Origin of the sequence: Chryseobacterium sp. IHB B 17019 (genome assembly GCF_001456155.1) — a bacterium.
Taxonomy (GTDB): domain Bacteria; phylum Bacteroidota; class Bacteroidia; order Flavobacteriales; family Weeksellaceae; genus Chryseobacterium.
The window spans coordinates 1,250,579-1,273,540 of the sequence record NZ_CP013293.1; the positions used below are offsets into that span (position 1 = coordinate 1,250,579).

A 22,962-nucleotide genomic window follows, 5' to 3' on the forward strand; every position below is an offset into this window, starting at 1 on the left:
ATATTAGACGATATCACCACTGAACAAAGAAGAATTTGAAAGAAAAATTGCTCAAAACCGAACTCGAATTATTAGACCGATAAGAAAACATTTTGATAGAAAAGATAAAGAATACCGTCACAGAAATGATTCATTGCAGCGAATCCCTCCCAAAAGAAATTTTTCGGATTATATTAGTGAAAAGCTCGGCAATGTAAACGGTTAAAGTAAAACGGGTTAAAAACTTAGAAGATTTATAAATTACTGTTTGGTTAATCAACTGTGATTAATGTTCATTGTAATGGGTTGATAGATAGGTAATAAACAGGACGGGACAGGATGCTCATTATTGGTTTTGTGGATAGATTAGTTAACACAAAATTAATATTTATGAAAAATAAATCTTTACTGTTTAAGCCAACCCTTAAATCTTTACTTTTTTGCGGATTAGCATTATCCACTATGGATTTTAGTGCTCAGACATTAGCATTTCCGGAAGCTACCGGTTTTGGACGATATACTACAGGAGCAAGAGGTGCTGCAAACCCTCAGATTTATCTGGTTACCAATTTAAATGACAGCGGCCCGGGTTCATTTCGTGATGCGGTGAGCCAGCCGGGGCGGTTCGTGATATTTAAAGTGGGGGGATTGTTAATTTACAGTCGGTTGTCGCTGTGGCAGCCAATACTACGATTGCCGGGCAGACTGCTCCTGGAGAAGGGATCGTATTTTTGGGACCCAGAGTTTCATTTACCGGAGCCAATAATACGATTGCCCGATATCTTCGTATCCGTTATGGCGGGACATCTCAAAATCAGGATGCATCTGGAATCGCGAACGGGGCCAATATCATTTTGGATCACATGACTTTTACGTGGGGTACAGACGAAGTTTTCTCTGTTAATTGGGATAATAACGGAACAAGTCCCGATAATATAACGATTCAGAATTCTATTATAGGGCAGGGAATGCACCGTCACAATCACTCCGCGGGAGGATTAATGCAACCGCCGCCAGGAGGCAAGATCAGTTTAATAGGAAATTTATATATCTGTAATAAGACCCGTAATAATAAGATAAAAGGAATCAACGAGTTTGTCAATAATGTGGTTTACAATTGGGGGAATTATGGAAATATTTACGGTCACACCCAATCCGGCGAGGCATACATTATGGGAGGAGATTCGGCGGGAAGCTCTTTTGCCAATATCATCAACAATTATTTTATCGGAGGTCCAAATACAAGCACTACTGTTACCACCCCTTTCAGTGTAGGAAATTCCAATTTCAATTTATATGGTTCCGGAAATTATTTTGACAATAATAAAAACGGAGTATTGGATGGAACTGCAGTTCCTCAAAACTTAACGGGATATCCTGTCGGAGATCCGGCAGCAATAATGGCTAGTCCGTACGATTATCCGATGAAAAACCCGACATTAACCGCTCAGGAAGCTTATGATAAAATAGTGACAAGTGTAGGAGCATCATATCCAAGACGTGATCAGGTAGATGGTTTAATGATTTCAGATTTAATGTCAAAAGGAACAACGGCTACCTATGTATATGTACAAACTGATTTAACGACTCAATTTGGATTCACAAATGGCGGAGCAGGACACGTTTATGGTGCTCCGGCTCCTTTGGATACTGACAATGACGGTATGCCGAATGCATGGGAAACGGCTAATGGATTGAATCCTAATGTTTTTGATGCTTTGACGGTGAGCACAACACATGCTCCATATTTGAATATTGAGGTTTATATTAACAGTTTACCCAATACAACTCCTCCGGATTTCGTTATTCCGCCAACAAATGTGAACTTCACCAACGCAGTCACAACAACAGGAACTTCACCTTCAAGTTCTCTAACGGTTAATTGGAATGATAATGCTACAAATGAAACCAATTATGTAGTAGAACGTTCTACCGACGGAACTAATTTTACAGTTATTGCAACTTTGGGCGCGAATGCAACAAGTTACAATGAAGTCGGTTTAACACCAAATACTCAATATTATTATAGAATTAAAGCAACAAATGCTTCAGAATCTTCGGTTTACACATCAAATACGTCAGTAACCACACCGCCGATTCCGTCAGCTCCCACAAAAGCAATCAACCCAATTCCCGCAACCGGCAATAATAACGTTGATTTGAACAGTGGAAACCTGGTCTTAAAATGGAGTGGCAGCTCAAATACAACAACATATTCCGTTTATTTTGGAACAGATCCTTTAAATTTAAGTAATGTTGCCACCGTACCTTATTCTGCCACACCATCGTATCAGCTTAGTAATTTAAATTCGGCAACCAATTACTATTGGAGAATTGATGCTTCTAACGCTCTTGGTTTTACAGCGGGAGACGTATGGACTTTCCGTGCATTGACGCCAAGCCTTGTCGGGAACTGGCCATTTGCAGAAGCTCCGTCCTCAGGTGCGCAAATTACAGACGCAACATCTTTTGCCAATCATGGAATATTGGATACAGCTTATGATAATGCCAATGTAAGAGTACCCGGAAAAGAAAACAATGCCCTCGATCTGGCAACTTCGGGTAATATGTACATCGCCAGTATTCCTCATCAGAATCATATTTTATTTGATAATCATTCTTTTACCGTTTCTTTTTGGATGAAAGCTCCAACAACCATGATTCCAACGTCTTCATCTACAAGTTTGTATGTACTGTGCAAAGGTTCTTTCACTAAAAATATAACAACAGGAGCCACGGGTAAACGTTTTAATGTAGAAATTAAAGGTGGGCAGCTTCGTTACGCGATTGATGATGATGTTACGAAAAAGGAAATCACATCACCTATTGCCAATTATTTCACCAATAACTGGGTGCATGTTGTCATTCAGAGAGATATTGCTGCACATAAAATGAGAATTTATACGAATGGTGCTTTAAGCACAGAAGGAGACGAGACGGCCGTTACAGGTATTGGTGAAGCCAGTGATCTGATCATCGGGAATATCGGTGAGCTTGAGTTTTTATCAACTGCCAATGCTCCGGCTCCTTACAAAGGCGCATTCGATGAACTTAAGATGTACAATTACGCATTATCACCAACGGAAATATATGCTTTGTACAATCAGACTGTGTTGAGTAATGATGAATTCAGTATCAGCAAAAATATGGGATCTGTATATCCAAATCCCGCAAAAGACCAGATTTCCATTAAGCTTCCGGAATATAAAAAATCCACTTTAACAGCGACAGTTATTGACCTGACAGGAAAAATTGTTGTTAAAGAAAAAATTAATGCTGATGGAAACGGAATCTTTAAATTAAATATCGCAGACAGAAAAGCCTCAGGAACTTATATACTCAATGTTTCAGGAGAAAATCTGAATAGTAACTTTAAAATTATTATTAAATAAAAATTATCAAAGTTTAATTTCATTCATATTCAAAGGGAGTCCTTTCAAATTATTTGAAAGGACTTTTTATTGTAAATGTTTTACTTTTGCAAAGAATAGCGAGCTTGATCATCCTTAAAATTATGAGTAATACATTATCTGACAACCATCAAGTAGGAATAGTTTCTTCTTTTTCGGAGTTAATCAATACCGATTTTCATGGTAATGTGAATGCAATTTGCTGGCACAGAAACTTAGATGGAGATTATAAGGAAATTGTATTAAAGCTTCAATTAAAAGAAAATATTACGGAAGTTTCCATTGAGGACCTTCTCGCACTGAATTTATCCGAAAAAGGAACTGTCGCAAGGGAAATTATCGTCAATGACTTCAAATTATTAACTGATTTCGGAGCATCACCCTCACTTAATTTATTGAAAAATTACGAAAAGGATGAAGAATTCGATTTTATTTCAACAGATGTTTATTCCTATCATGTAGATCGTTCACCGGTCGGGACAGATACTTTTTTATGTACTTATCATGGTGCTGCAAGTGATATTTTGCCTAATGATCAGGCTATGCAAAAAATCGTGATTCCTGAAATCCGGGAAAAGCTCAAAGAATTGCACAACGGTCCCGATGACGAATTTGAAACATTTTTGATAGACAATTATTTTGATCTGCATTATCTGCCCAAACCCAACGCCCAGCCTACAAACCTAGGAAAGGGCAATCTGTGGAGGTTAGCGGTAGATCATCCAGAGCAGAAAGTTTTACCATGTATTCATCGGGCGCCTGAAGAAAATGATGGGGAATATCGATTGATTTTGATTTGTTAAAGGTTATTTTTAAACCCTGTAAAATCATTAAAGAATTAATTCAAATATTTTTCTAAATCAACCTTTTAGATTTAAAAATTGAATATTTTTTATGTTCATAAGAAAGTTATTATTATTTTTGATTTTACAACTCAATTGAATAAATATGTTTAGAGCAAAATTTTTAATTTCCGGATTTACTTGTGCAATCGTTTGCACTAATTCTTTTCTGAAAGCACAAAATTCTATTCAGGTAAAAAATACATTGAATTTTTCAAGAAATGAAATCGTTTCGATACCCGTTTCTCAATTAGCTTCATTTTTAAAGGTAAATAAGGAAGCTGACCTTAGAATAAAGGATAACAGTAATAATATCCTGCCAATTCAATGGATCGACTATGAGGGAGATGGAAAAAATGATGAACTTCTTTTTCAGGCAAATATTGAAGCAAAAAAAGTAAATAGCTATACCATTATTTCAGATTCAAAAGCTCCAGTTCCCGAAACTGAAATTTCAACCTATTCAAGATTGGTTCCCGAAAGAGTAGACGACTATGCCTGGGAAAATGATAAAATAGCATTTCGTATGTATGGCCCAAAAGGTCAGAAAGAAGCTCTGGAAGGAGTAAAAGGAAGCACACTTTCCAGCGGTGTCGATATTTGGCTAAAAAGAACCGACAAACCCGTGATCAACAAATGGTACAAAGGTTATCTAACCGATCCGTTGTACTATCACAAAGACACGAGAGGCGAGGGGTACGATCCTTATCACGTCGGAAACAGCCGCGGAACGGGCGGAATCGGAATTTGGGTGAATGAAAAGCTTCAGGTTTCGCAAAATTTTGTAAGTTCCAAAACCATTGCGGAAGGTCCTTTGAGAACGGTTTTTGAACTAACCTACAATCCGTGGAGTGATTTTGGAGTGAAAGAAACAAAACGAATTTCTTTAGATTTAGGTTCCAATTTTTCAAAGTTTGAATCCAATTTTCAGGCTGAAAAACCAGTTCCAAACTATACAATCGGAATTACTTTACACAAAAATGAAGGCGAAGCAAAACTGAACGACAAAAACGGATATTACCTTCACTGGGAAAAAATTGATGATGCTTTTGTAGGGGAAGGAGTGGTTGTAGACCCTAAAATTGTTGAAAAATCTATTGCTTATAAATCTGAAACTCCGGATCAGAGTAATTTGTTAATTGTGACAAAACCTCAAAATAAACTGACGTATTACGCAGGGTTTGCATGGCAGAAAAGCGGGCAGATCCAGACACAAAAAGATTGGGAAACTGTATTGCAAAAGCAATCTCAGATTGTTGCAAACCCTTTAATTATTAAAGTTAAATAATGATGAAATTAAAAATTTCAATAGCCGTTTTTTCCTTAACAGCGGCCGTTTTTTCTGCTCAGGTTAAAGATACTTTAGCCGAAAAAATGCTGATGTATCAACTTCCAATCGGAGGTTGGAGTAAACAGCTCAGTGACAAATCCGTAGTGAATTATGATGCGCCTATTGACAAGAATTTATTAAAAAAAATAAAATCAACCGGTGACGATCACGCAACGATTGATAACAATGCCACTTCAAAGGAAATTAATATCTTAATAAAATCCTACAAAACGACAAAAAACCCGGAATATTTAAAGTCTGCCGAAAAAGGTATTCAATATCTTCTTGTAATGCAGTATAAAAACGGCGGTTTTCCTCAATATTACCCCAATTCCGCGATCTATCGGAAGCAAATCACTTACAACGATAATGCGATGATTAACGCTTTGACGGTTTTATACAATGTGGCGGAAGGAAAAAATGATTTTGATGTGGTTGATTCAAAATTAAAAGAAAAATCAAAAATAGCCGTACAAAAAGGAATCGAATGCATCCTGAAAACCCAGGTTTTACAAAAAGGAATTCCGTCAATCTGGGCAGACCAATACAATGAAATTACCCTTCAACCCGACAAAGCCAGAGCTTTTGAACCTATTTCTCTGGCAACCGGAGAATCAGTCGGAATTGTGAAATTTTTAATGATGCAACCCGTAACATCCGAAATTGAAAAGTCAATAAAATCGGCCGTAAAATGGTTTAAACAAAATAAAATCGCAGGCTACAGCTATAATGTCACCAAACAGGACGGTAAAACCGTGCGTATTTTAGCAGAAGATAAAAACTCGGTGATCTGGGCAAGGTTTTATGATATTAACACCAATAAACCTCTTTTCGGCGACCGTGACGGAAGTGTAAAATACAACTACAATGAAGTTTCCGAAGAAAGAAGAAACGGCTACAGTTGGTTTGGGGACAGCCCTGAAAAGCTGATCAATAAGGAATTCCCAAAATGGCTGGAGAAAAATAAACTTACGGAATAATTTATATTTTAAAAATAAAATCCTGTAGTAAATGTCAGGATTTTTATTTGTAATGAAAATATTTATCGACGTACAGTTTGTCATCCTGAAAGGATCTCAACAGCGTATTTTTAAAACTATGTCTAGATCCTTTCAGGATGACAAATTGGTGAAAAGATTTGTGTAAATCTTTGAAATCTGCGGGAAAATAAAATCACTTCACTTTAAAAATATAAACCCCACCTTTCTCCGTCTCAAAATCAAAAACCTGTGTTTCAGGAACTGCAAAACCTTTCAATTCAGCTTTATCAGAAACCAAAGGAGTTTTAATGGTATTAATTTGATAATATTCATTCGGATTTTCACCTGTTGAATTTTTTAACTTAATTTTAGATTTCAGATTAATATTTTTAGCAATTCTAATTCTCGCATTTCCTCCTAAAGTAGATTTTATAACTAATTTCGTCAGCTTAGAATTTTTCCATTCTATATCAACTTCAAAACCTCCTATTGCTTTCAGCCCTTTTACAGAACCGTTTGGAAGAGCATCAGGCAGTGCCGGCAAAATATAAAGATAGCCGTCATAACTTTGGAGCAACATTTCTGCTATTCCTGAAGTACAGCCAAAATTTCCATCGATCTGAAACGGCGGATGTGCATCCAGAAGATTCGGATAAGTTCCTCCTGACTGATCTTTTGCGTCATTAGAAACAGGAGACAATTGATCTGAAATTAATTTAAAAGCGCGGTTTCCATCCAGCAATCTTGCCCACCAGTTCACTTTCCAGCCCATCGACCAACCTGTAGATCTATCACCACGATAAACCATTGAATTTTTAGCAGCTTCCGTTAAATCTGGATTTCTGAAAGGCGAAATCTGCCCCGAAGGAAATAGTCCGTACAAATGCGAAATATGCCTGTGTTTATCATCGGTTCGGTCCGTATCTTTCAACCATTCCTGCAACTGGGCATGTTGCCCGATCTGCATGGGCGGAAGTTTTTGTAAAGCTGATTGTACTTCATCTGAAAGATTTTTATCTTCATTAAGAACTTTTGAAGCATTAATGAAATTATTAAAAACATCAAAGACCAACTGATTATCCATTGTTGTTCCCGCACTAATTCCGACACTTTTCATATAGGTATTTTCCGGCGACATGGAAGGCGAAACAACCAAGTATTTTTTGGAAGGATCCTGTTGCAAAACATCCAGATAAAACAAAGCCGAACCTTTCAATGCAGGATAATATTTTTTCAAGAAATCTTTGTCTCCAGAGTATAAATAATGATTCCAGAGATGTTGTGTAAGCCAGGCTCCGCCCATCGGCCACATTCCGTAAAAACCACCGTCCACTATACCTGTGATTCTCCATAAATCTGTGTTGTGATGCATATTCCAGCCTCTTGCGTGGTACATTTCTTTGGCAGATTCCTGTCCCGTTACCGACAAATCCTGAATCATGTCAAACAACGGTTCGTGCATTTCACTTAAATTCGTGTTTTCAGCAGGCCAATAGTTCATTTCAGTATTGATATTAACCGTGTATTTGCTGTCCCAAGCTGGATTTAACTGATAATTCCAGATTCCCTGTAAATTCGCGGGCTGAGTTCCCGGTTGGGATGATGAAATCAAAAGATAACGGCCAAACTGGAAATATAAAGCCACCAGATCAGGATCTCTTGAATGGGCGAATACTTTAATTCTGACATCCGTTGTTTTTTTTGCCTGATCTGTTGTTCCTAAATTTAGGCTTACCCGATTAAAATATTTCTGATATTTTTGAATGTGAGCTTGTAATTCAGTATCATATTTTTTGCTTAAAGCTGATTTTAAGTATTCCGAAACTCTCTGATCCGGATTTCCTGAAAGGTCATTGTATTTTTTGAAATTGGTAGCGATTGAAACATAAATAACCACTTCATCTGCTCCGGAAACATGCAATTGGTTTTCAGTTGACGTCAGTTTCCCACCTTTTAAAACAGGAAAAGCCACCGTTTTGAAATTAATTTTCCCGATTTTATTGTCGGCCGAACCGCTTGTTCCTTTAATAACCAATTGATTCTTTTCTGTAAAAATTGATTTTTTCAAATGTGGAGTAGAAGCGTTAATAGAGAAATTCAAGCCTCCTTTTTTACTGGATGATAATTTGATCACAACCACATTATCAGCAAAAGAAGTGAAAATTTCACGCTTAAAAGTCACGCCATTCACTTCATAAGAAACTGTGCTTAAGGCTTTTTCAATATCTAAAGTCCGGTTGTAATGTTGAAATTTTTCATGATCTTTGAAATCCAGAAACAAATCGCCCATTGTTTGATAAGGCATTCCGTAGTTCAGATCTTTTGGAGCACTTCTCGGATAGGTTTTGTTGGATAGATTTTGTGCTTTTTCAAATTGACCCTCATTCAACAGTTTCCTTATTTTTTGAATACTGTCAAACGTGTTTTTCGGAACGTTATTTCCGGGTTCTCCCGCCCAGATTGTTTCTTCGTTCAGCTGAAGATGTTCCTGCGAAACTCCGCCAAAAACCATTGCTCCCAATTTTCCGTTTCCGATGGGAAGTGCTTCGTTCCAGTTTTCTGCAGGTTTGCTATAGGTTAACTTTAAATTCTGCTGTGACTGAACAGAAATAGAAATCAAAGTTCCCAAAGCTAGTAAAAAGATTTTATGTTGAAGGATTTTTAACATTTTTTATTTGTTAGGTGAATTTATTACTCATTACCAATTACTTATTAGCTATAGTTTTAAGCCAGTCTGAGCATAACTTTTTCCAATTATCGGTCAGTTCAGTTTTATTCATAATTCCGATTTTATGTTCACCTTCAGGAAAAATGAACAACGCGCCTTTCACTTTATTTTTTATCATTGCCTGGTAATACAGCATGCTGTTCGTTACGGGAACTGTTTTATCATTTTGCGCATGAATCAACAGTGTAGGCGGTGTTTTTTCCGTTACCCGGTTTTGCATAGAATATTCACTGATTTTTTCCGGAGAGGCATTTTCACCAAGCAGACTGTTACGACTTCCTAAATTTGCAAATTCGCCCAGATCAATGACGGGAGAAACCAGGATTGCAAAATTCGGGGTAGTAGGAATATTCTCCCAATCGCCTTTTAATTCTGTATAATCTGTAGAAATATTACTTGCCATCGCAGCCAAATGTCCCCCCGCAGAAGTTCCTATAACTCCAACCTGATCTGGCGAAATACCATATTGTTCAGCATTTTTTCTAAGATATTTTATAGCCTCCTGGATATCCTGCAGCGGAGCGAGTTCTCTTTGCCTGACATCGGGAGAAATCGGTAATCTGTAATTTAAAACGAAAGCAGAAATTCCCAATGTATTAAACCATTTTGCAATTTGAAAACCATTCAGATCGTAGGTAAGTTTGTAATATCCACCGCCGGGAATGATGATGACAGCCATCTGTTTTCTGTCTTCTTTGGGAGGTAAAAAAGCAAAAAGCTCAGTTTCTTTTATCTGTACAATTCTTCCGTCTTTTTCTTCGGTTTTTAATGATAATCCTTTGGAATTTGGCATCTTACCTTTTGGCCAGATGTTAATTTTTTCCTGTGCGGATAATTGAGCGAAAAGGAAAATTATTAAGATGAAAACAAATTTTTTCATGGCTTTTTAATTTTTTTAGTTGCTTTAACGTATATTTTGCTAAACCTAACAGGTTTCAAAAACCTGTTAGGTTTGAATACTAAGTTTAATAGTAGAAAGAAATTAATCTTTAAGAAAATCCTCTCTAAACGGTGTAAAAACATCAATCAGCTGCCCTTCTTCCAAACATTTTACCCCATGAAAAATAGTAGGCTGGGCAAAAAAACCGTCACCTTCCTGTAAAATTTTCACTTCACCATCAACAGTTACTTCAAATTTTCCCGAAGCAACATACGTGATCTGCGAATGAAAATGCTGATGCAAAGCTCCGACAGCATTTTTTTCAAACTTCACGATCACCATCATCACTTGAGAATTGTACCCAACAAATTGTCTGGAAACTCCGCCTCCTAAATCTTCCCACTCGGAATTACCGTCGAAGAATGGTTCTTTTTTAAATTTCATATTTTCTGTTCTTTTATTTCATTTAATGAATGGAATTCTTTTTTTCTCCCGCAGATTTCACAGATTACGCAGATCTTTTTCTTAAATCTGTGAAAGTCCGTGTAATCAATGGGAAATGATCATTTAATATATTTCTCCAATCCAATTCTCAGACTCTTCAAATCCTTCAAAGCCAGTTTTGCAACAGTTTCCGCACCCAATTTTGATAAATGCGTATCATCCGCTTTTCCTTTTGGATAATATGGATTTTCACCCTCCGCAAAATGAAGATGCAGCTTTTTAGACTTTTCCGGGCCGTAAGAAATTTCCATCTGTTCTGTTAGCAATTGCATATCCACAAACGGAACCTTCAGATCATTAGCAACCATTCTTACCACCAAAGGATATTCTTTATGAGTATCAACCAAAACACCGTTTTCAGTGAAATTTCTTCTCACAATAGAAGTCATCAGAATCGGAGTAGCTCCTTTTGCTCTGGTTTCATTGACGTATCTTTCCAAATTGGCTCTGTATTGAGTGTAAGGATTTGTGAATTTTGTAGAATCCTTCAATTTCTGATCATTATGACCGAATTGAATAACCACAAAATCTCCCTTTTTAAGCTGTTTCTCCACTTTATCCCATCTTCCTTCTGTTCTGAAACTTTTTGAGCTTCTTCCGTTCATCGCATGATTCTGAACTTCAATTCCTGTCGTTAAAAATTGTGGCAAAACCTGTCCCCAACCGTGTTCAGGGTTTTTATCGGGATTGTCTTTGTTGGCCATTGTGGAATCGCCGATTAAGAATAATGTTGGTTTTTGTGCGAATATTATTATTGATAAAAATAAAAATAGTAGAGTAAGTTTTTTATTCATTGTAAATAAATTTTTAATTAAAATTCTTTTGTCTTGAAACAAAAGAACCAAAAGTTCAAGACTTGGAAACTTCCGCTAAAAATTATTTCTGTTCTCTAAAAATTCTAAAACTCGCGCGGATTGAATATTTTTGTTTTATTTCAATAGTTATCCCGCGCTTCAAACAGTAGAATTTTCTTAACGTTCACAGAATTAATTTTCTTAACGCTCCATTTTCCTATGTCGATTTACTGTAGTTATCATTAATTATTGCTAATGTTCAGGGTTCCAGTCATTAAAAATTTTCTCAATTGTATAATTTTTCAAATCTTTTTTTGTCAATTGATGCGACCAACTTACACGTTTTGAAGTGTTTATGCCTTCCCCTTTACTTCCGAATTCTGCATAATAAGCGGTTTTTTCTTTATCAGGAAACATTTTATCGCCTTTCCACGGATTCCAGCCTTCCGGAAGAATGTGTTTTCCCATTTCGGTATTGATGAAAACTGTTTTTGCGTATGGTCTCCAGGGTCTTCCCAAATAGACTTTTGTGATACCTTCTCTGGCGATTAATTTACAGTCGAAAAAGACAAAACCGTATTGTCTGTCGGCTTCCGTAGCGGCTGCGGTAATGTAAGAATCGGCTAAACTTTTAATAGTACAATTCTTAAAAACAACGGTTGCCTGTCCGAAAATAAAATCCGTTGTACCTTCAATATAACAATTTTCAAAATACTGTCTGCTGTGATTGGTTGCGGAATAAATCGTGTCCTGACAACCCAGAATATTCGAATTTTTAATCACAAAACGGTCACCCTCCACATGAAGAGAAACTGCCTGTCCTTCGTTGCATGAGCTATTTTGAATGGTTACATTGCTGACTTTTATATCATCACCCATTACCAGTAAAGTGTAAGAATTGAATGTTGTCATTTTTTCATTAAATGAATCCGGTTTTCGTGAAAAGTCATTGTTGGTGATAATTGTATTGTCTTTATTTTCGCCTTCTAACGTGATTTTATGTTTCGAAGAAGGGATTGTGATTTTCTCGTTATAGGTGCCGGCTCTAATAAAAACCAAAGCTTCGGCAGGCCCTAAATCTCTTATAGAATTGATCGCTTTCTGAATCGATGTAAAATCTCCGCTTCCATCTTTGGCAACGGTAATTTTTATGTACGGATCATTTCCTGCTAAAAGAAAATTAGCAATCGAAACGAATAGAATTAAGAATAATTTTTTCATAAATTTACTTTAAGTTGGTCTCAGCCTTAATCTCAACCTTAACCTTAATTTACTTCAAAACTTTATTTAAAAAGTCAACAGTATAATTCAATGTTTCTGTAAACCAGGGTTCTGCACTCCAGAATGAATGCGGAGAATCTTTAATTTCATGAAACTCAGCCGGAATATTATAGCTTTTCAATTTCTTCATCATATCGTCCCGACCTGCATGGAAACGGGGCTGAGAACTGTTGATGAAAAGAGTAGGAGGCGTGTTTTTATCCACATATTCCAAGGGGGAAGCTTCTGTCCAGTTTTTTAAATTGAGATCTCTGTCCCCACCCAGCCAATAGGAAGCGTAAGTACTTTCTTCAGCTTCAGGATGAATAAACGAAACAATTCCATCAATATTGATGATTGCCTTTATTTTATTCTTTGACCTTACACCAACCAAAGTGGCGATCTGAGCACCCGCAGATTCTCCTAAAACCACCATTTTATTTTGATCTAAAGAATATTTTTTTCTGTTTTTCTTTAACCAATTAATAGCTTTCTCAATATCTTCAACTCCGGCGGGATATTTTGCAACATCAGCCAACCGATAACCAACTGCGATGGCGACATAACCTTTGGAAGCCAATTCCATAGCCATGAATTTTTCATTTTCCTTGCTTCCTGAAATCCAGCCACCACCATGAACCATTGCAATTCCGGGGTGCTTTTTGGATTTGTCAAGAGGATAATAGACGTCTGCTTTCAGAGAAATCCCGTTGATGTTTGCATATTCCACATCTTTATCAATTCCGATATTTTGCGGAACCGGTCGATCAATCGGAGTAATAAAAGTATGTTTTTTCTTTAGTTTCTCGTAAGTTGCTTCGTTGGTGTAAGGAGTTGCATTCGGCCTTTGAATCTGGCCGAATGCTATTGTTCCTCCCATTAAAAAAATAGAAATATAAGTATGCTTTTTGTTAAAAATCATGTTGTCAAGTTTTTTAAATTTTGAACCATTAAGATTATTTAAGTATGTAAGCTTAATTAAGAAAAACATTCTGATTTTATCTTTAAAGCAAAGCAACTTAATATTCTTAACCACTTAATGTATCTTAATGGTTTAAATAATTGATACATTTATTTAACTGAATTTTTCGCTGCTTCCGTTGCAAGATAAAATGCATCTTTATCCCCTGCAACTTCTTTCGGTAACAATATGGGTCCCGATTTATTTCCTAAAACCTTAACAAACGGTTTGTTTTGAGATTCAAATTTTACCGTTGAAAGATTGATGTTTTTGCTGTTGTAAACCGTTGCTCCAGTTCCTTCAGAATATTTTAATGTAACATTTTTTAATTGAATTCCGTCTGCATCTACGATTGTTAAAGCCTTTTTTGTGTCAAACTGAGAATCTTCAATCACAATATTTTTAAGGTTCATTTCTGCTAAACCGAACAAGGTGATCGCTTCATAAGAATTAACCGCATTGATATTTTTAAAGAAAATATTTCTAAAAATCGGAGTTTCCTCTGTTACGGGATACACCTTTTCCGGTGCTTTGTTTCCTTCTTTTTTCTGTCCGTCTTCCAATACCGGTGAAGCACCTTCATAAAACATATTAAAGCCAATTACCTGAGTAGGAATATTAATCATATCGATGTTTTTGATGAAAATATTTTCAACGATTCCACCTCTTCCACGGGTAGTTTTGAAACGTAAACCGATGTCTGTTCCGATAAAAGTACAGTCGGAAACGTGGATATTTCTCGCTCCACCGGACATTTCGCTTCCTATAACAAAACCTCCGTGACCATGATACACAACATTGTTTTTAATGATGACATTTTCTGTCGGCATATTTCTTTTTCTACCATCTTTATCTTTCCCTGATTTAATGCAAATCGCGTCGTCGCCAACGTCAAACGTGTTATCGTAGATCAAGACATTTTTACAGGATTCCAAATCTACACCGTCACCGTTTTGAGAAAACCAAGGATTTCTAACGGTAAGATTTCTTAAAATGACATTAGAACACATCAACGGGTGAAGATTCCACGCGGGAGAATTCTGAAAAGTAGGACCGTCTAACAGAACTTTGTCACAACCCACCAAACTTACCATTACGGGACGAAGAAAATCTTTAACCGATTTTAGCTCTTCCCTAGAAATTTTATCAGGAACGTTGAAACTCGAACTGCTCTCAAATCCTTTTTTATAGCTTTCCGAAGGATACCAGGTTTTACCGTCTGAAGATAAAATTCCGCCGGATTTTACAATCTCTTTCCATTCAGACTCAGATACTTTTCCTTTTTTAATGGCTCTCCAGGCATCACCGCTTCCGTCGATTACCCCTTTACCCGTAATAGCAATATTGCTTGCATTTTTTGCAGAAATAGGGGATTGACATCGGATTGTATTTAATCCTTCAAAACTCACATCAACCAAAGGATAATCGTTTTTGTCTTTGCTGAATATGATAAATGCACCCTCTTCTACGTGGAGATTGATGTTGCTTTTCAACTCGATTGGCCCTGTTAACCACATTCCGCGGGGAACAACCAATTTTCCGCCACCTTTTTTGGATAGATCGTCGATTGCTTTTTTGAAAGCTTCCGTATTTTTTACATTTCCGCCTGCAACTCCACCAAATTGTGTGATAGAAACTGTATTTATAGGAAAAGAAGTTTCTGCAACCTGGGGCATTTTAAACTCAATATTTTTATAAATATCCAGATTTTGAGAATATATGTGTTCTGAAAACAGCATAACTGCTACTAAACCAATAACTTTAAGTGACTTCTTCATTTTATTTTTGTTGAGTTTTAATTAATTTTTTAAATTCCTGATAAACAATTGAGGCTACAACTTTTGCTCCTTCCGGCTGGAAATGGGTGTTATCTTTCTGTCCTTTCGGATAGGCTTCATACACATTTTCAGGAAGATTCATGAAATAGTGATTCGTAGTGAAATCCTGTCCCTTTTTCGTAAAATAATCCATTGACAATTTATTTAAGTCGATGTACGGAACATTCATTTCTTTAGCAATATCAATCGGAGCCTGACCGTATTCTCCGTGCACATTTTCAAGTTTTCCGTCTTTCCAGGGATAATTTCTTGCAACTGGAGTTAAAATAATTGGATTTCCACCTTTTTGCCTTGTCTGAGTTACAAATAACCTTAAAAATTCTTTATATCCTTCAATATTTACATATCGTTCTGTGTGCTTTTCCGAACCGTCATTGTGACCAAACTGCATAAAAACATAATCGTTCGGCTGCAAATGTTCATATACAAATCTCCATCTTCCTTCCTGAAAAAAAGTTCGCGTACTTCTTCCGCCATGCGCTCTGTCGATAACCGCAACAAAATCTGTTGTAATTGCAGGTTTTAAAGAAGCCAAACTGTCTTTTACAAAAAACGGCTGAAAAACCTGTCCCCAACCTGTAATTGGGTAACGGACTTTCATATAATCTTTTCCGGGTTCATAATTTCCCGTATAATCTGCCATCGTGGAGTCTCCGATAAGATAAATATGAGTGATTTTTTTATTCTGTTTTATATTTCCCTTTTGAGCATTGTTTTGTGACTGACATGCAGTCAACAACAAAACAATGAATAAAAATGAAACTATTTTGTATATTGTTTTTGACATTGATTTTGATGAATTATGCTTTATTTTTAACAAACCTAACAGGTTTTTAAAACCTGTTAGGTTTCTATATTTTTTAATCGAAATTAGTTTTTTGTAATTCTAAACCAATCAAAATCTGCGTATCCGCCGCGTGGAGCTTTTGCTGTGCTTATGCTGTACAAACCGACTTTAGCACCGATCCATTTTCCGGGTTTTGCCTGAAATACATCGCCAACCTTGATGAAATTTTTCCCGTTTTCACTGTAGCTAAACTGGCATAAACCATTCGGTTCGTTCACATTTACTTTTAAATAAGCTTCATTACCTTTTAATTTTGTTTCAAATAAAACCTTTTCTTCACCGCCTTTATCAGCTTTTTCGGCTCTTCTTAACTGTAAATAAAATCCGTCCGGTTTGTTGGTAATTACAATGGATTCATGATCTAATCCCATCACCAAAAGTCCTGCTGTTTTTCCTTCTTTGGCATCTTCGGGAATTAATTTAACCTTTGTGGAAGCTGTAAAATTCGGAGCTGGGAATTTTTGAGTTAATAAATTAGGAATGTTCCACAGATTTTTTTCCCCTTCAGACGCTTTCATCGAAAATAATCTTAAAAATTTCTGGCCTGGCAATTTTGAAGACCAAACGATATTCTCGTTTGCGCTCCATTGCCATTGAATGCCTAATTTTTCTCCATCAAATTCATCTGTTTCAGGTGGAGTTACGATAGGGTAGGATTGCCCAACGTTTGGCTTTTTATAGGTTAAAACCGGTTCACCGATTCCATTTTTATTAAGATCGATTCCTATGATTGGCCAGTCTTTTTCCCATTTCATTGGCTGAAGATGAACAATTCTTCCATAAGCATCAACATCCTGGAAATGGTAAAACCAATCTTCACCTGAAGGCGTATCAACCCAGGCTCCCTGGTGTGGCCCGTTGATTTTTGTAGAACCTTGTTCTAAAACAATTTTTTCTTCGTAAGGACCATAAATATTTTTTGATCTTAATACCAATTGCCAACCTGTTGCCACTCCGCCTGCAGGAGCAAAAATGTAGTAATAGCCGTTTCTTTTATAAAATTTTGGGCCTTCAACGGTTGGATGTGCATCGTGGCCGTCAAAAATATGAACGCCTTTATCCAAGACTTTGGTGCCTTCCGGATTCATTTTATTCACTGAAAGTAAACTTTTCACTCCTGCGCGGCTTCCTGCCCAACCATGAACTAAATACGCATTTCCGTCATCATCCCAAAACGGGCATGAATCAATCAAACCTTTTCCTTCCATCACCAAAACAGGCTTTTCCCAGGTTCCCAGCGGATCTTTGGTTTTCACCATATAGATTCCGAAATCGGGATCGCCCCAATAAATATAAAACTCACCTTTGTGGAATCGGATACTCGGCGCCCAGACTCCATCGCCTCTTTTGGGAGTTGAAAAATATTCGTGTGGAAGAACATCCGGGAGTGCATAATTTACTAATTTCCAATTAACCATATCTTTTGAATGGAGAATAGGTAATCCCGGAGCCTCATTGAAACTTGAAGCCGTCATATAATAATCTTCACCGACACGAATGGCATCGGGATCAGAATAATCTGCATATAAAATGGGATTTCTGTAATTTTTTCCCTGATCTGCTGTCCAGACTTCAGAAACATAATTCTTTTCCTGCGCATTCAAATAATTTGATGCAATAGAAAAAACTGTGATTGAAAGTATATTTAAAATATTTTTTGTCTTCATTAAATCAGATTCATTTATTTCGTTTTAGTAAATTTTTAACGCAAAGAGCGCAAAGATTTTTTTAATTGATTCTGCATATTTTCCATTCGCAAAGGCGTTATACTTAGCAAAAGGTGAGTATTTTATCCTTTATTTTTCAAATTCTAAACTTGCCAAAATGAAAGGTCCTGTTCCTTTGGCGTCGTTGGAACGAATTTCTTCATTTACATAATATTCGTATGAGCCGTCTCTGTAAGGTTTTCCGCCTAAACCTGCGACAGCACAGCATTTATTTAAGTTTACGACTCCGTTTTCATCAACGGTAATTAAATTTTTAATGATTCCGTCGTATCCTTTTTTAGCGGCAGTTTTATAAGATGCTGGTAAATATCCTTTGTTTACAGATTTTATCATTGTGTAAACAAACATTGCTGAAGCAGTTGCTTCTTCGTAATTCCCTTTTTCTAATGGCTTGTCCAATACCTGGTACCAAAGACCCGATTTTTTGTCCTGAACTTTGATGATGGCATCGGCGTAAGATTTTATGTAAGAAATTATTCTTGCCCTTCCCGGATGATCTTTAGGCAAATAATCCAAAACATCCACCATGGCCATTCCATACCAACCCATTGCTCTTCCCCAGAAATTCGGGGAAAGTCCGGTTTCTTTGTTTGCCCAAGCCTGTTCTTTGCTTTCGTCCCAGGCGTGGTAAAGCAATCCTGTTTTTTTGTCTAAAAGATTCTTTTGAACTGAATCAAACTGAAATACAATGTCATCATATGCTTTTGTAGCTTCTGCACCTTTTACAAAATCCTTTGTGTAATGCGTGTAGAAAGGCATCCCCATGTACAGGCCATCCAGCCACACCTGGTATGGATATATTTTTTTATGCCAGAAAGACCCTTCTTTAGTTCTTGGCTGCCCGTCAATTTGTAAACGAAGAGTTTGAAGAGCTTTCAGGTATTTTTCTTTTTTCTCTTTTTCGTAAAGATAGAGAAGAACATTTCCGCTGTTCAGAAGGTCTATATTGTACTTCTCCATCTCGTAGGTAAGAATGGTGCCGTCTTCTTTGATCAGTTTTTCTCCGAAGTCGCTGATGTAATCGTAGTATTCTTTTTTACCGGTTTTTGCGTACAGTTGTTCAGCGGCATCCAATACAATCGCTGATGGATAGGTCCATTTTGGACTTTTGCTGAAATCAAGCATCCAGGATTCCGGGAAACGGTGCATTTCGGAAAGCATCATTCTTTCAGACCATTTCAGATGGGCAGGAACAATTTTTCCGGATTGAGATGTTGCAGTTTTTGTCTGAGTTGCTACTTTTGTTTGGGCACAAGCTAAAAATATTCCTGAACCTAAAGCGGCAAATGCCAATAATTTTATGTTGTGGTTAATGAAATTCATTATTTTAAACTTTAAAGTTGATTATTTTTATCTAAAATATCCAGTTTTTTATCCAAATCCTGATAAAAGGCTTCTTCAGTTGCTAAGCCATTTGGCTCCATAGACCAAGCCCCCAAAAAGTAATAAGAAACATTCTTCGTTTTCTTGAAAACTACAGTGTGAGTGGATTTTGTCTTAACATATTTATCAAAACTTTCAAGAGAGTAGAAGACAGCCATTCCCAGATTATCTTCTTTTTTTGTCTCGGTTTGGTTGCCGTAAGTAGCGATGTAGGCCCATTTTTTATTTTTACTGATTCCTTGTTTTAACGGAATATTTTTAATGGCAACAATTCCGGTACATAATCCTGAAATGGTGTTGCTTAAATTTAAATCTACTTTTACAAAACGGTCTTTATTAAAAATCGTCAGTTTTGATTGTAAATCTATCGCATCGCCCCAGGTTTTCCAGCCTTTATAATCGATGGTTGCATAAGATTGATCTTTTTCGTTAACCACTTTTACAGCTGTATTTTTCACGACTTTAAAGGTTTCAATAAAATCATTCTGCTCGTCGTATCTTCCGTAAGAACCGATGCCGATGGTACGGCCGGATTTCAAAATATCCTGTCCCCACGGTGCATCGTGGTGATAGGATTCAAAACCGTCCTGTCCGACTTCAGGTAAAACCAAAGTGTTTACTTTTTTACCGAAAATATCCGTTGCATTTCTCCAATCCAAGTATAGTCTGTAACCGATCTGGTTGTTTTCCAGACCGATACCTTCATATCTGATATAGTAAGAATGGTCTGTATGTTCGGCAGGAAGCACAAGTTCATTAATATTTTTAAAAGTTCCTCCAATGTACTGATTGCCTTCCCATTTTCCGCCTTCTTTTACGGAAAGTTCCGCGTAAGAAAAAGGAGCTTTTGGATTTTTCTTAATTTTTTCAATCACAGAAGTCTGAGCCAGAGAAAATGTTGAACTCAAAAATGCTCCTGCAATTGCTATTTTAAACAAACTGAATTTCATAATACTTTTTATTAGATAACTGGTTTTGAACTAAAAGGTTTCATAGTTATTAGGATTGTTCTTTAGTTATTTTTTTAACCAAATCGTTAAAATATACTTCAATATTATCATATTTTTTATCTAAATCCCGTCCGTTGGAATTGGCAACTTTCGGGTTTAATTTATTTTTAATTTCCCATTCATCGGGCATTCCGTCATTGTCTGAATCGAGGAGAGGTTTTCCTGGATTTAAATTTGGAAATCCGCCTACATCATTTTGAGAATCAATGATTCCGTTGGTGCTTCCTTTTGAACCTTTGAACGTGAAACTTCCATTTTTTACATCTTTTAAAACATGCAGATCAACGGCATCTCTCACCAAGCTTGCCCCTCCGAACTGTAAAATTTTCTCAAATGCTTCTTTCGCGGAATGAGTTTTCACATTGTCCTGAACATCATGCGGCTGATTAATTTTTATGGAGTTTTTATCTTTATCCGTCAAATTGTAAGATTTCATCTGACCGAAAACACCTTCCGTCCAGTTGTCCTTCGTGATTTCAGGGTTTCCTTCCATAACATTTCCGTTGATGTAATATTTCCCCCAAATGTTGTACACTTCAGCTTGTGGCTTTTTATTTTTATCGATGGCAACAATCCGTTGTTTTGTTGTTGTTGCAGGTCCGGGTTTGTAGTAATTATTAACGATATTCACGTTCATCCCTTCACCTCCGTAGATATTATTATGACCCCAATTATAGATCACATTATTCCTGAAATCGGTAAGATCGGTCAGTGCAAATTTACTTCCCGCATATTCTCCCAATCTCGGATTTCTGCTGTCGTGATGCGCGTAGATATTATGATGAAAAGAGGCAAATTTTCCGCCTGCGATTCCGCCATATCCGTGAGCACCTTTTTCGTGGGTAGAATTTCTTAAACTTTCAGAAATCACAGACCATTGAAGTGTAGTATTTTCATTAACATAAATGGAAACCGTTTCGTCCGTAGACCAGCTCATCGAACAATGATCGACCATCAGATTTTTGATAAATCTTGCGCCAAAAGCATCACCCTGATATTTTTTCTGATCACCCATCCTGAATCTCATGTAACGGATGATTACGTTGTCTGCTGCAACAAAAGTTTCATAATTGGCAACCGTTATTCCGTCTCCGGGAGCGGTTTGTCCGGCAATAGTGACATCGCCTTCTTTTATTCTTAACGGTGATTCTAAGTAAATCGTTCCACCGGTTTTAAAAACAATATATCTCGGTCCTTTATGGTTTAAAGCATGTCTCAAAGTGCCTTCCGAACCATCATCTGTCAACTTATCAACAACATAAAATTTTCCGCCTCGTCCGCCGGTTGTGTATCTTCCGAAACCTTCTGCACCGGGAAAACTTAGAACGTTTTGAGCTTCAACAAAAGTCAAACTTCCGCATACAATCCCTATCGTCATTATTTTGGTGAAGTGTTTTTTCATGATTGAAAATTCTTTGGCGTTTTTGATATTTTGATTTAAATTATTTTAAACTTTTTTTCGCGTTCCAGTGGTCTTTTCCTTTGAGAATATTGTCTGTTGTGTATTTTTTTCTTTCTTGTTTTGTTAATTGATGCGACCATGAAACTCTTTTTGCAGCATTTGCTCCGGTTCCTTTTGAATTAAATTCTGCGTAAAACGTTGTCTTTTCTGCATCGGGTTTGTTCCAATTGTGCCATCCTTCCGGTTTTATGGTAGAATTCATTTCACAATCGATGTAAACTGTTTTTGCAAAATTTCTCCACGGTCTTCCTAGATAAACTGAATTTTCTTTCGCATCCCCTATAATTTTAGATTGAATAAAAACAAATCCGTACTCACTTTCCTCTGGAGTAGAAGCGGCTGTGACGTAGCTTGCGCTTTCTTTAGAATAGACCGTGCAGTTTTCAAAAACAGCGGTTCCGGCTCCGAAAATATAATCGGTTGTGCCTTCGATGTAGCAGTTTTTAAAGTAATTTCTTGAAGGTTTGGTTTTGTCTGTTAAATCCTGAACACCTTTTACATATAAAGTATCCTGATTTCCTAAGAATCTACAGTTTTCAAAGGCGATTCTGTCGCCTGAAGTTAAGACTGCAACGGCTTGTCCGACTTTTCCTGAACTGTTTTCAAATGAAATATTTCTTGCCGTAAAGTCATTTGAATAAATAAAAATCGTTGAAGAACCTGTTGTTCCAATATCTTTTCCTTCCGGATTCTTTTTTGAAGCAAAATCATCGTAAGTGATAATTGTGTTTTCAGAATTTTCTCCTTCAAGCAAAATAGGTCCTTTTGTTTCGGGAATGGTAATTTTTTCTTTGTAAACGCCAGCCTTAATTAAAATTTTTGTTCTTGTGGAGGAACTATTTTCAACGGCATCGATGGCTTGTTGTACCGTGGTAAAGTTGCCTTTTCCGTCTTTTGAAACCACGATTATTTTATCATTGGTTTTAAAAGAAAGAAGACTTAACAATACAATCGAAAAAATTGAAAGTGTTTTAAAATTTTTAATAAAAGTGGAAGTTTTCATTAAATAAATTTTGAGTTAAAATAC

At 36.7% G+C, this 22,962-nt stretch carries 18 protein-coding genes; 5 read left to right on the forward strand and 13 right to left on the reverse strand.

All coding sequences use genetic code 11. The features are described 5' to 3' along the window. Window positions 1-653 precede the first annotated feature (653 nt). The 5 genes from ATE47_RS05755 (at window position 654) to ATE47_RS19445 (ending at window position 6,707) form a co-directional block, all read left to right on the forward strand. Window positions 654-3,371, forward strand: coding sequence for a LamG-like jellyroll fold domain-containing protein (locus ATE47_RS05755; protein WP_228376325.1), 2,718 nt, complete (start codon window positions 654-656; stop codon window positions 3,369-3,371). A gap of 122 nt (window positions 3,372-3,493) precedes the next feature. Continuing rightward, a complete protein-coding gene (locus ATE47_RS05760; RefSeq protein ID WP_062161064.1) occupies window positions 3,494-4,192 on the forward strand; it encodes a hypothetical protein in 699 nt (232 codons plus the stop codon). A 145-nt stretch (window positions 4,193-4,337) separates the two neighbouring features. Beyond that, window positions 4,338-5,519, forward strand: coding sequence for a DUF4861 domain-containing protein (locus ATE47_RS05765; RefSeq protein WP_062161065.1), 1,182 nt, complete (start codon window positions 4,338-4,340; stop codon window positions 5,517-5,519). Further along, complete coding sequence (pelA, locus tag ATE47_RS05770) at window positions 5,519-6,541, forward strand: pectate lyase (RefSeq protein WP_228376326.1); 1,023 nt, start codon at window positions 5,519-5,521, stop codon at window positions 6,539-6,541. The genes ATE47_RS05765 and pelA overlap by 1 nt, the downstream gene beginning before the upstream one ends. A gap of 31 nt (window positions 6,542-6,572) precedes the next feature. Next, complete coding sequence (locus ATE47_RS19445; protein WP_257721524.1) at window positions 6,573-6,707, forward strand: hypothetical protein; 135 nt, start codon at window positions 6,573-6,575, stop codon at window positions 6,705-6,707. A 27-nt stretch (window positions 6,708-6,734) separates the two neighbouring features. Here the strand turns inward: ATE47_RS19445 and ATE47_RS05775 are convergent, their stop codons facing one another. The 13 genes from ATE47_RS05775 to ATE47_RS05835 form a co-directional block, all read right to left on the reverse strand. Beyond that, window positions 6,735-9,209: a glycoside hydrolase family 95 protein gene (locus tag ATE47_RS05775; RefSeq protein WP_062161066.1), complete on the reverse strand. Its 2,475-nt coding sequence runs from the start codon at window positions 9,207-9,209 to the stop codon at window positions 6,735-6,737. Window positions 9,210-9,246: 37 nt separating this feature from the next. Next, the gene (locus tag ATE47_RS05780) at window positions 9,247-10,149 is read right to left on the reverse strand and encodes an alpha/beta hydrolase (RefSeq protein ID WP_062161067.1); all 903 of its coding nucleotides are present in this window, start codon (window positions 10,147-10,149) and stop codon (window positions 9,247-9,249) included. Window positions 10,150-10,251: 102 nt separating this feature from the next. Further along, window positions 10,252-10,593, reverse strand: coding sequence for a cupin domain-containing protein (locus tag ATE47_RS05785; protein ID WP_062161068.1), 342 nt, complete (start codon window positions 10,591-10,593; stop codon window positions 10,252-10,254). Window positions 10,594-10,712: 119 nt separating this feature from the next. Then, window positions 10,713-11,447, reverse strand: coding sequence for a rhamnogalacturonan acetylesterase (locus tag ATE47_RS05790; protein WP_062163463.1), 735 nt, complete (start codon window positions 11,445-11,447; stop codon window positions 10,713-10,715). Between the two features lie 252 nt (window positions 11,448-11,699). Continuing rightward, window positions 11,700-12,668, reverse strand: a complete 969-nt coding sequence (locus ATE47_RS05795; RefSeq protein ID WP_062161069.1) for a pectinesterase family protein — start codon at window positions 12,666-12,668, stop codon at window positions 11,700-11,702. Between the two features lie 49 nt (window positions 12,669-12,717). Continuing rightward, on the reverse strand, window positions 12,718-13,629 hold the full coding sequence (locus ATE47_RS05800) for an alpha/beta hydrolase (protein WP_082632647.1): 912 nt from the start codon (window positions 13,627-13,629) through the stop codon (window positions 12,718-12,720). 149 nt (window positions 13,630-13,778) lie between these two features. Next, window positions 13,779-15,446 carry a glycoside hydrolase family 28 protein gene (locus ATE47_RS05805; protein WP_062161070.1) on the reverse strand — a complete coding sequence of 556 codons (1,668 nt, stop codon included), beginning with the start codon at window positions 15,444-15,446 and terminating at the stop codon, window positions 13,779-13,781. Window position 15,447: 1 nt separating this feature from the next. Next, a complete protein-coding gene (locus ATE47_RS05810; protein WP_062161071.1) occupies window positions 15,448-16,293 on the reverse strand; it encodes a rhamnogalacturonan acetylesterase in 846 nt (281 codons plus the stop codon). Window positions 16,294-16,376: 83 nt separating this feature from the next. Continuing rightward, window positions 16,377-18,020 carry a glycoside hydrolase family 43 protein gene (locus ATE47_RS05815; RefSeq protein WP_062161072.1) on the reverse strand — a complete coding sequence of 548 codons (1,644 nt, stop codon included), beginning with the start codon at window positions 18,018-18,020 and terminating at the stop codon, window positions 16,377-16,379. A gap of 129 nt (window positions 18,021-18,149) precedes the next feature. Then, the gene (locus ATE47_RS05820; RefSeq protein ID WP_062161073.1) at window positions 18,150-19,403 is read right to left on the reverse strand and encodes a glycoside hydrolase family 88/105 protein; all 1,254 of its coding nucleotides are present in this window, start codon (window positions 19,401-19,403) and stop codon (window positions 18,150-18,152) included. A gap of 11 nt (window positions 19,404-19,414) precedes the next feature. Continuing rightward, a complete protein-coding gene (locus ATE47_RS05825; protein WP_062161074.1) occupies window positions 19,415-20,413 on the reverse strand; it encodes a DUF4861 family protein in 999 nt (332 codons plus the stop codon). Window positions 20,414-20,462: 49 nt separating this feature from the next. Then, entirely contained in the window at window positions 20,463-21,875 is a 1,413-nt protein-coding gene (locus ATE47_RS05830; protein ID WP_062161075.1) for a pectate lyase family protein, read from the reverse strand. A gap of 40 nt (window positions 21,876-21,915) precedes the next feature. Further along, window positions 21,916-22,938: a pectinesterase family protein gene (locus ATE47_RS05835; protein WP_062161076.1), complete on the reverse strand. Its 1,023-nt coding sequence runs from the start codon at window positions 22,936-22,938 to the stop codon at window positions 21,916-21,918. Window positions 22,939-22,962: the final 24 nt, after the last annotated feature.

Excerpts from the sequence above, each read along its gene's own strand:
- ATE47_RS05760 (WP_062161064.1), top strand. The coding sequence starts at position 3,494 with ATGAGTAATACATTATCTGACAACCATCAAGTAGGAATAGTTTCTTCT.
- ATE47_RS05765 (WP_062161065.1), top strand. The coding sequence starts at position 4,338 with ATGTTTAGAGCAAAATTTTTAATTTCCGGATTTACTTGTGCAATCGTT.
- pelA (WP_228376326.1), top strand. The coding sequence starts at position 5,519 with ATGATGAAATTAAAAATTTCAATAGCCGTTTTTTCCTTAACAGCGGCC.
- ATE47_RS19445 (WP_257721524.1), top strand. The coding sequence starts at position 6,573 with ATGTCAGGATTTTTATTTGTAATGAAAATATTTATCGACGTACAGTTT.
- ATE47_RS05775 (WP_062161066.1), bottom strand. The coding sequence starts at position 9,209 with ATGTTAAAAATCCTTCAACATAAAATCTTTTTACTAGCTTTGGGAACT.
- ATE47_RS05780 (WP_062161067.1), bottom strand. The coding sequence starts at position 10,149 with ATGAAAAAATTTGTTTTCATCTTAATAATTTTCCTTTTCGCTCAATTA.
- ATE47_RS05785 (WP_062161068.1), bottom strand. The coding sequence starts at position 10,593 with ATGAAATTTAAAAAAGAACCATTCTTCGACGGTAATTCCGAGTGGGAA.
- ATE47_RS05790 (WP_062163463.1), bottom strand. The coding sequence starts at position 11,447 with ATGAATAAAAAACTTACTCTACTATTTTTATTTTTATCAATAATAATA.
- ATE47_RS05795 (WP_062161069.1), bottom strand. The coding sequence starts at position 12,668 with ATGAAAAAATTATTCTTAATTCTATTCGTTTCGATTGCTAATTTTCTT.
- ATE47_RS05800 (WP_082632647.1), bottom strand. The coding sequence starts at position 13,629 with ATGATTTTTAACAAAAAGCATACTTATATTTCTATTTTTTTAATGGGA.
- ATE47_RS05805 (WP_062161070.1), bottom strand. The coding sequence starts at position 15,446 with ATGAAGAAGTCACTTAAAGTTATTGGTTTAGTAGCAGTTATGCTGTTT.
- ATE47_RS05810 (WP_062161071.1), bottom strand. The coding sequence starts at position 16,293 with ATGTCAAAAACAATATACAAAATAGTTTCATTTTTATTCATTGTTTTG.
- ATE47_RS05815 (WP_062161072.1), bottom strand. The coding sequence starts at position 18,020 with ATGAAGACAAAAAATATTTTAAATATACTTTCAATCACAGTTTTTTCT.
- ATE47_RS05820 (WP_062161073.1), bottom strand. The coding sequence starts at position 19,403 with ATGAATTTCATTAACCACAACATAAAATTATTGGCATTTGCCGCTTTA.
- ATE47_RS05825 (WP_062161074.1), bottom strand. The coding sequence starts at position 20,413 with ATGAAATTCAGTTTGTTTAAAATAGCAATTGCAGGAGCATTTTTGAGT.
- ATE47_RS05830 (WP_062161075.1), bottom strand. The coding sequence starts at position 21,875 with ATGAAAAAACACTTCACCAAAATAATGACGATAGGGATTGTATGCGGA.
- ATE47_RS05835 (WP_062161076.1), bottom strand. The coding sequence starts at position 22,938 with ATGAAAACTTCCACTTTTATTAAAAATTTTAAAACACTTTCAATTTTT.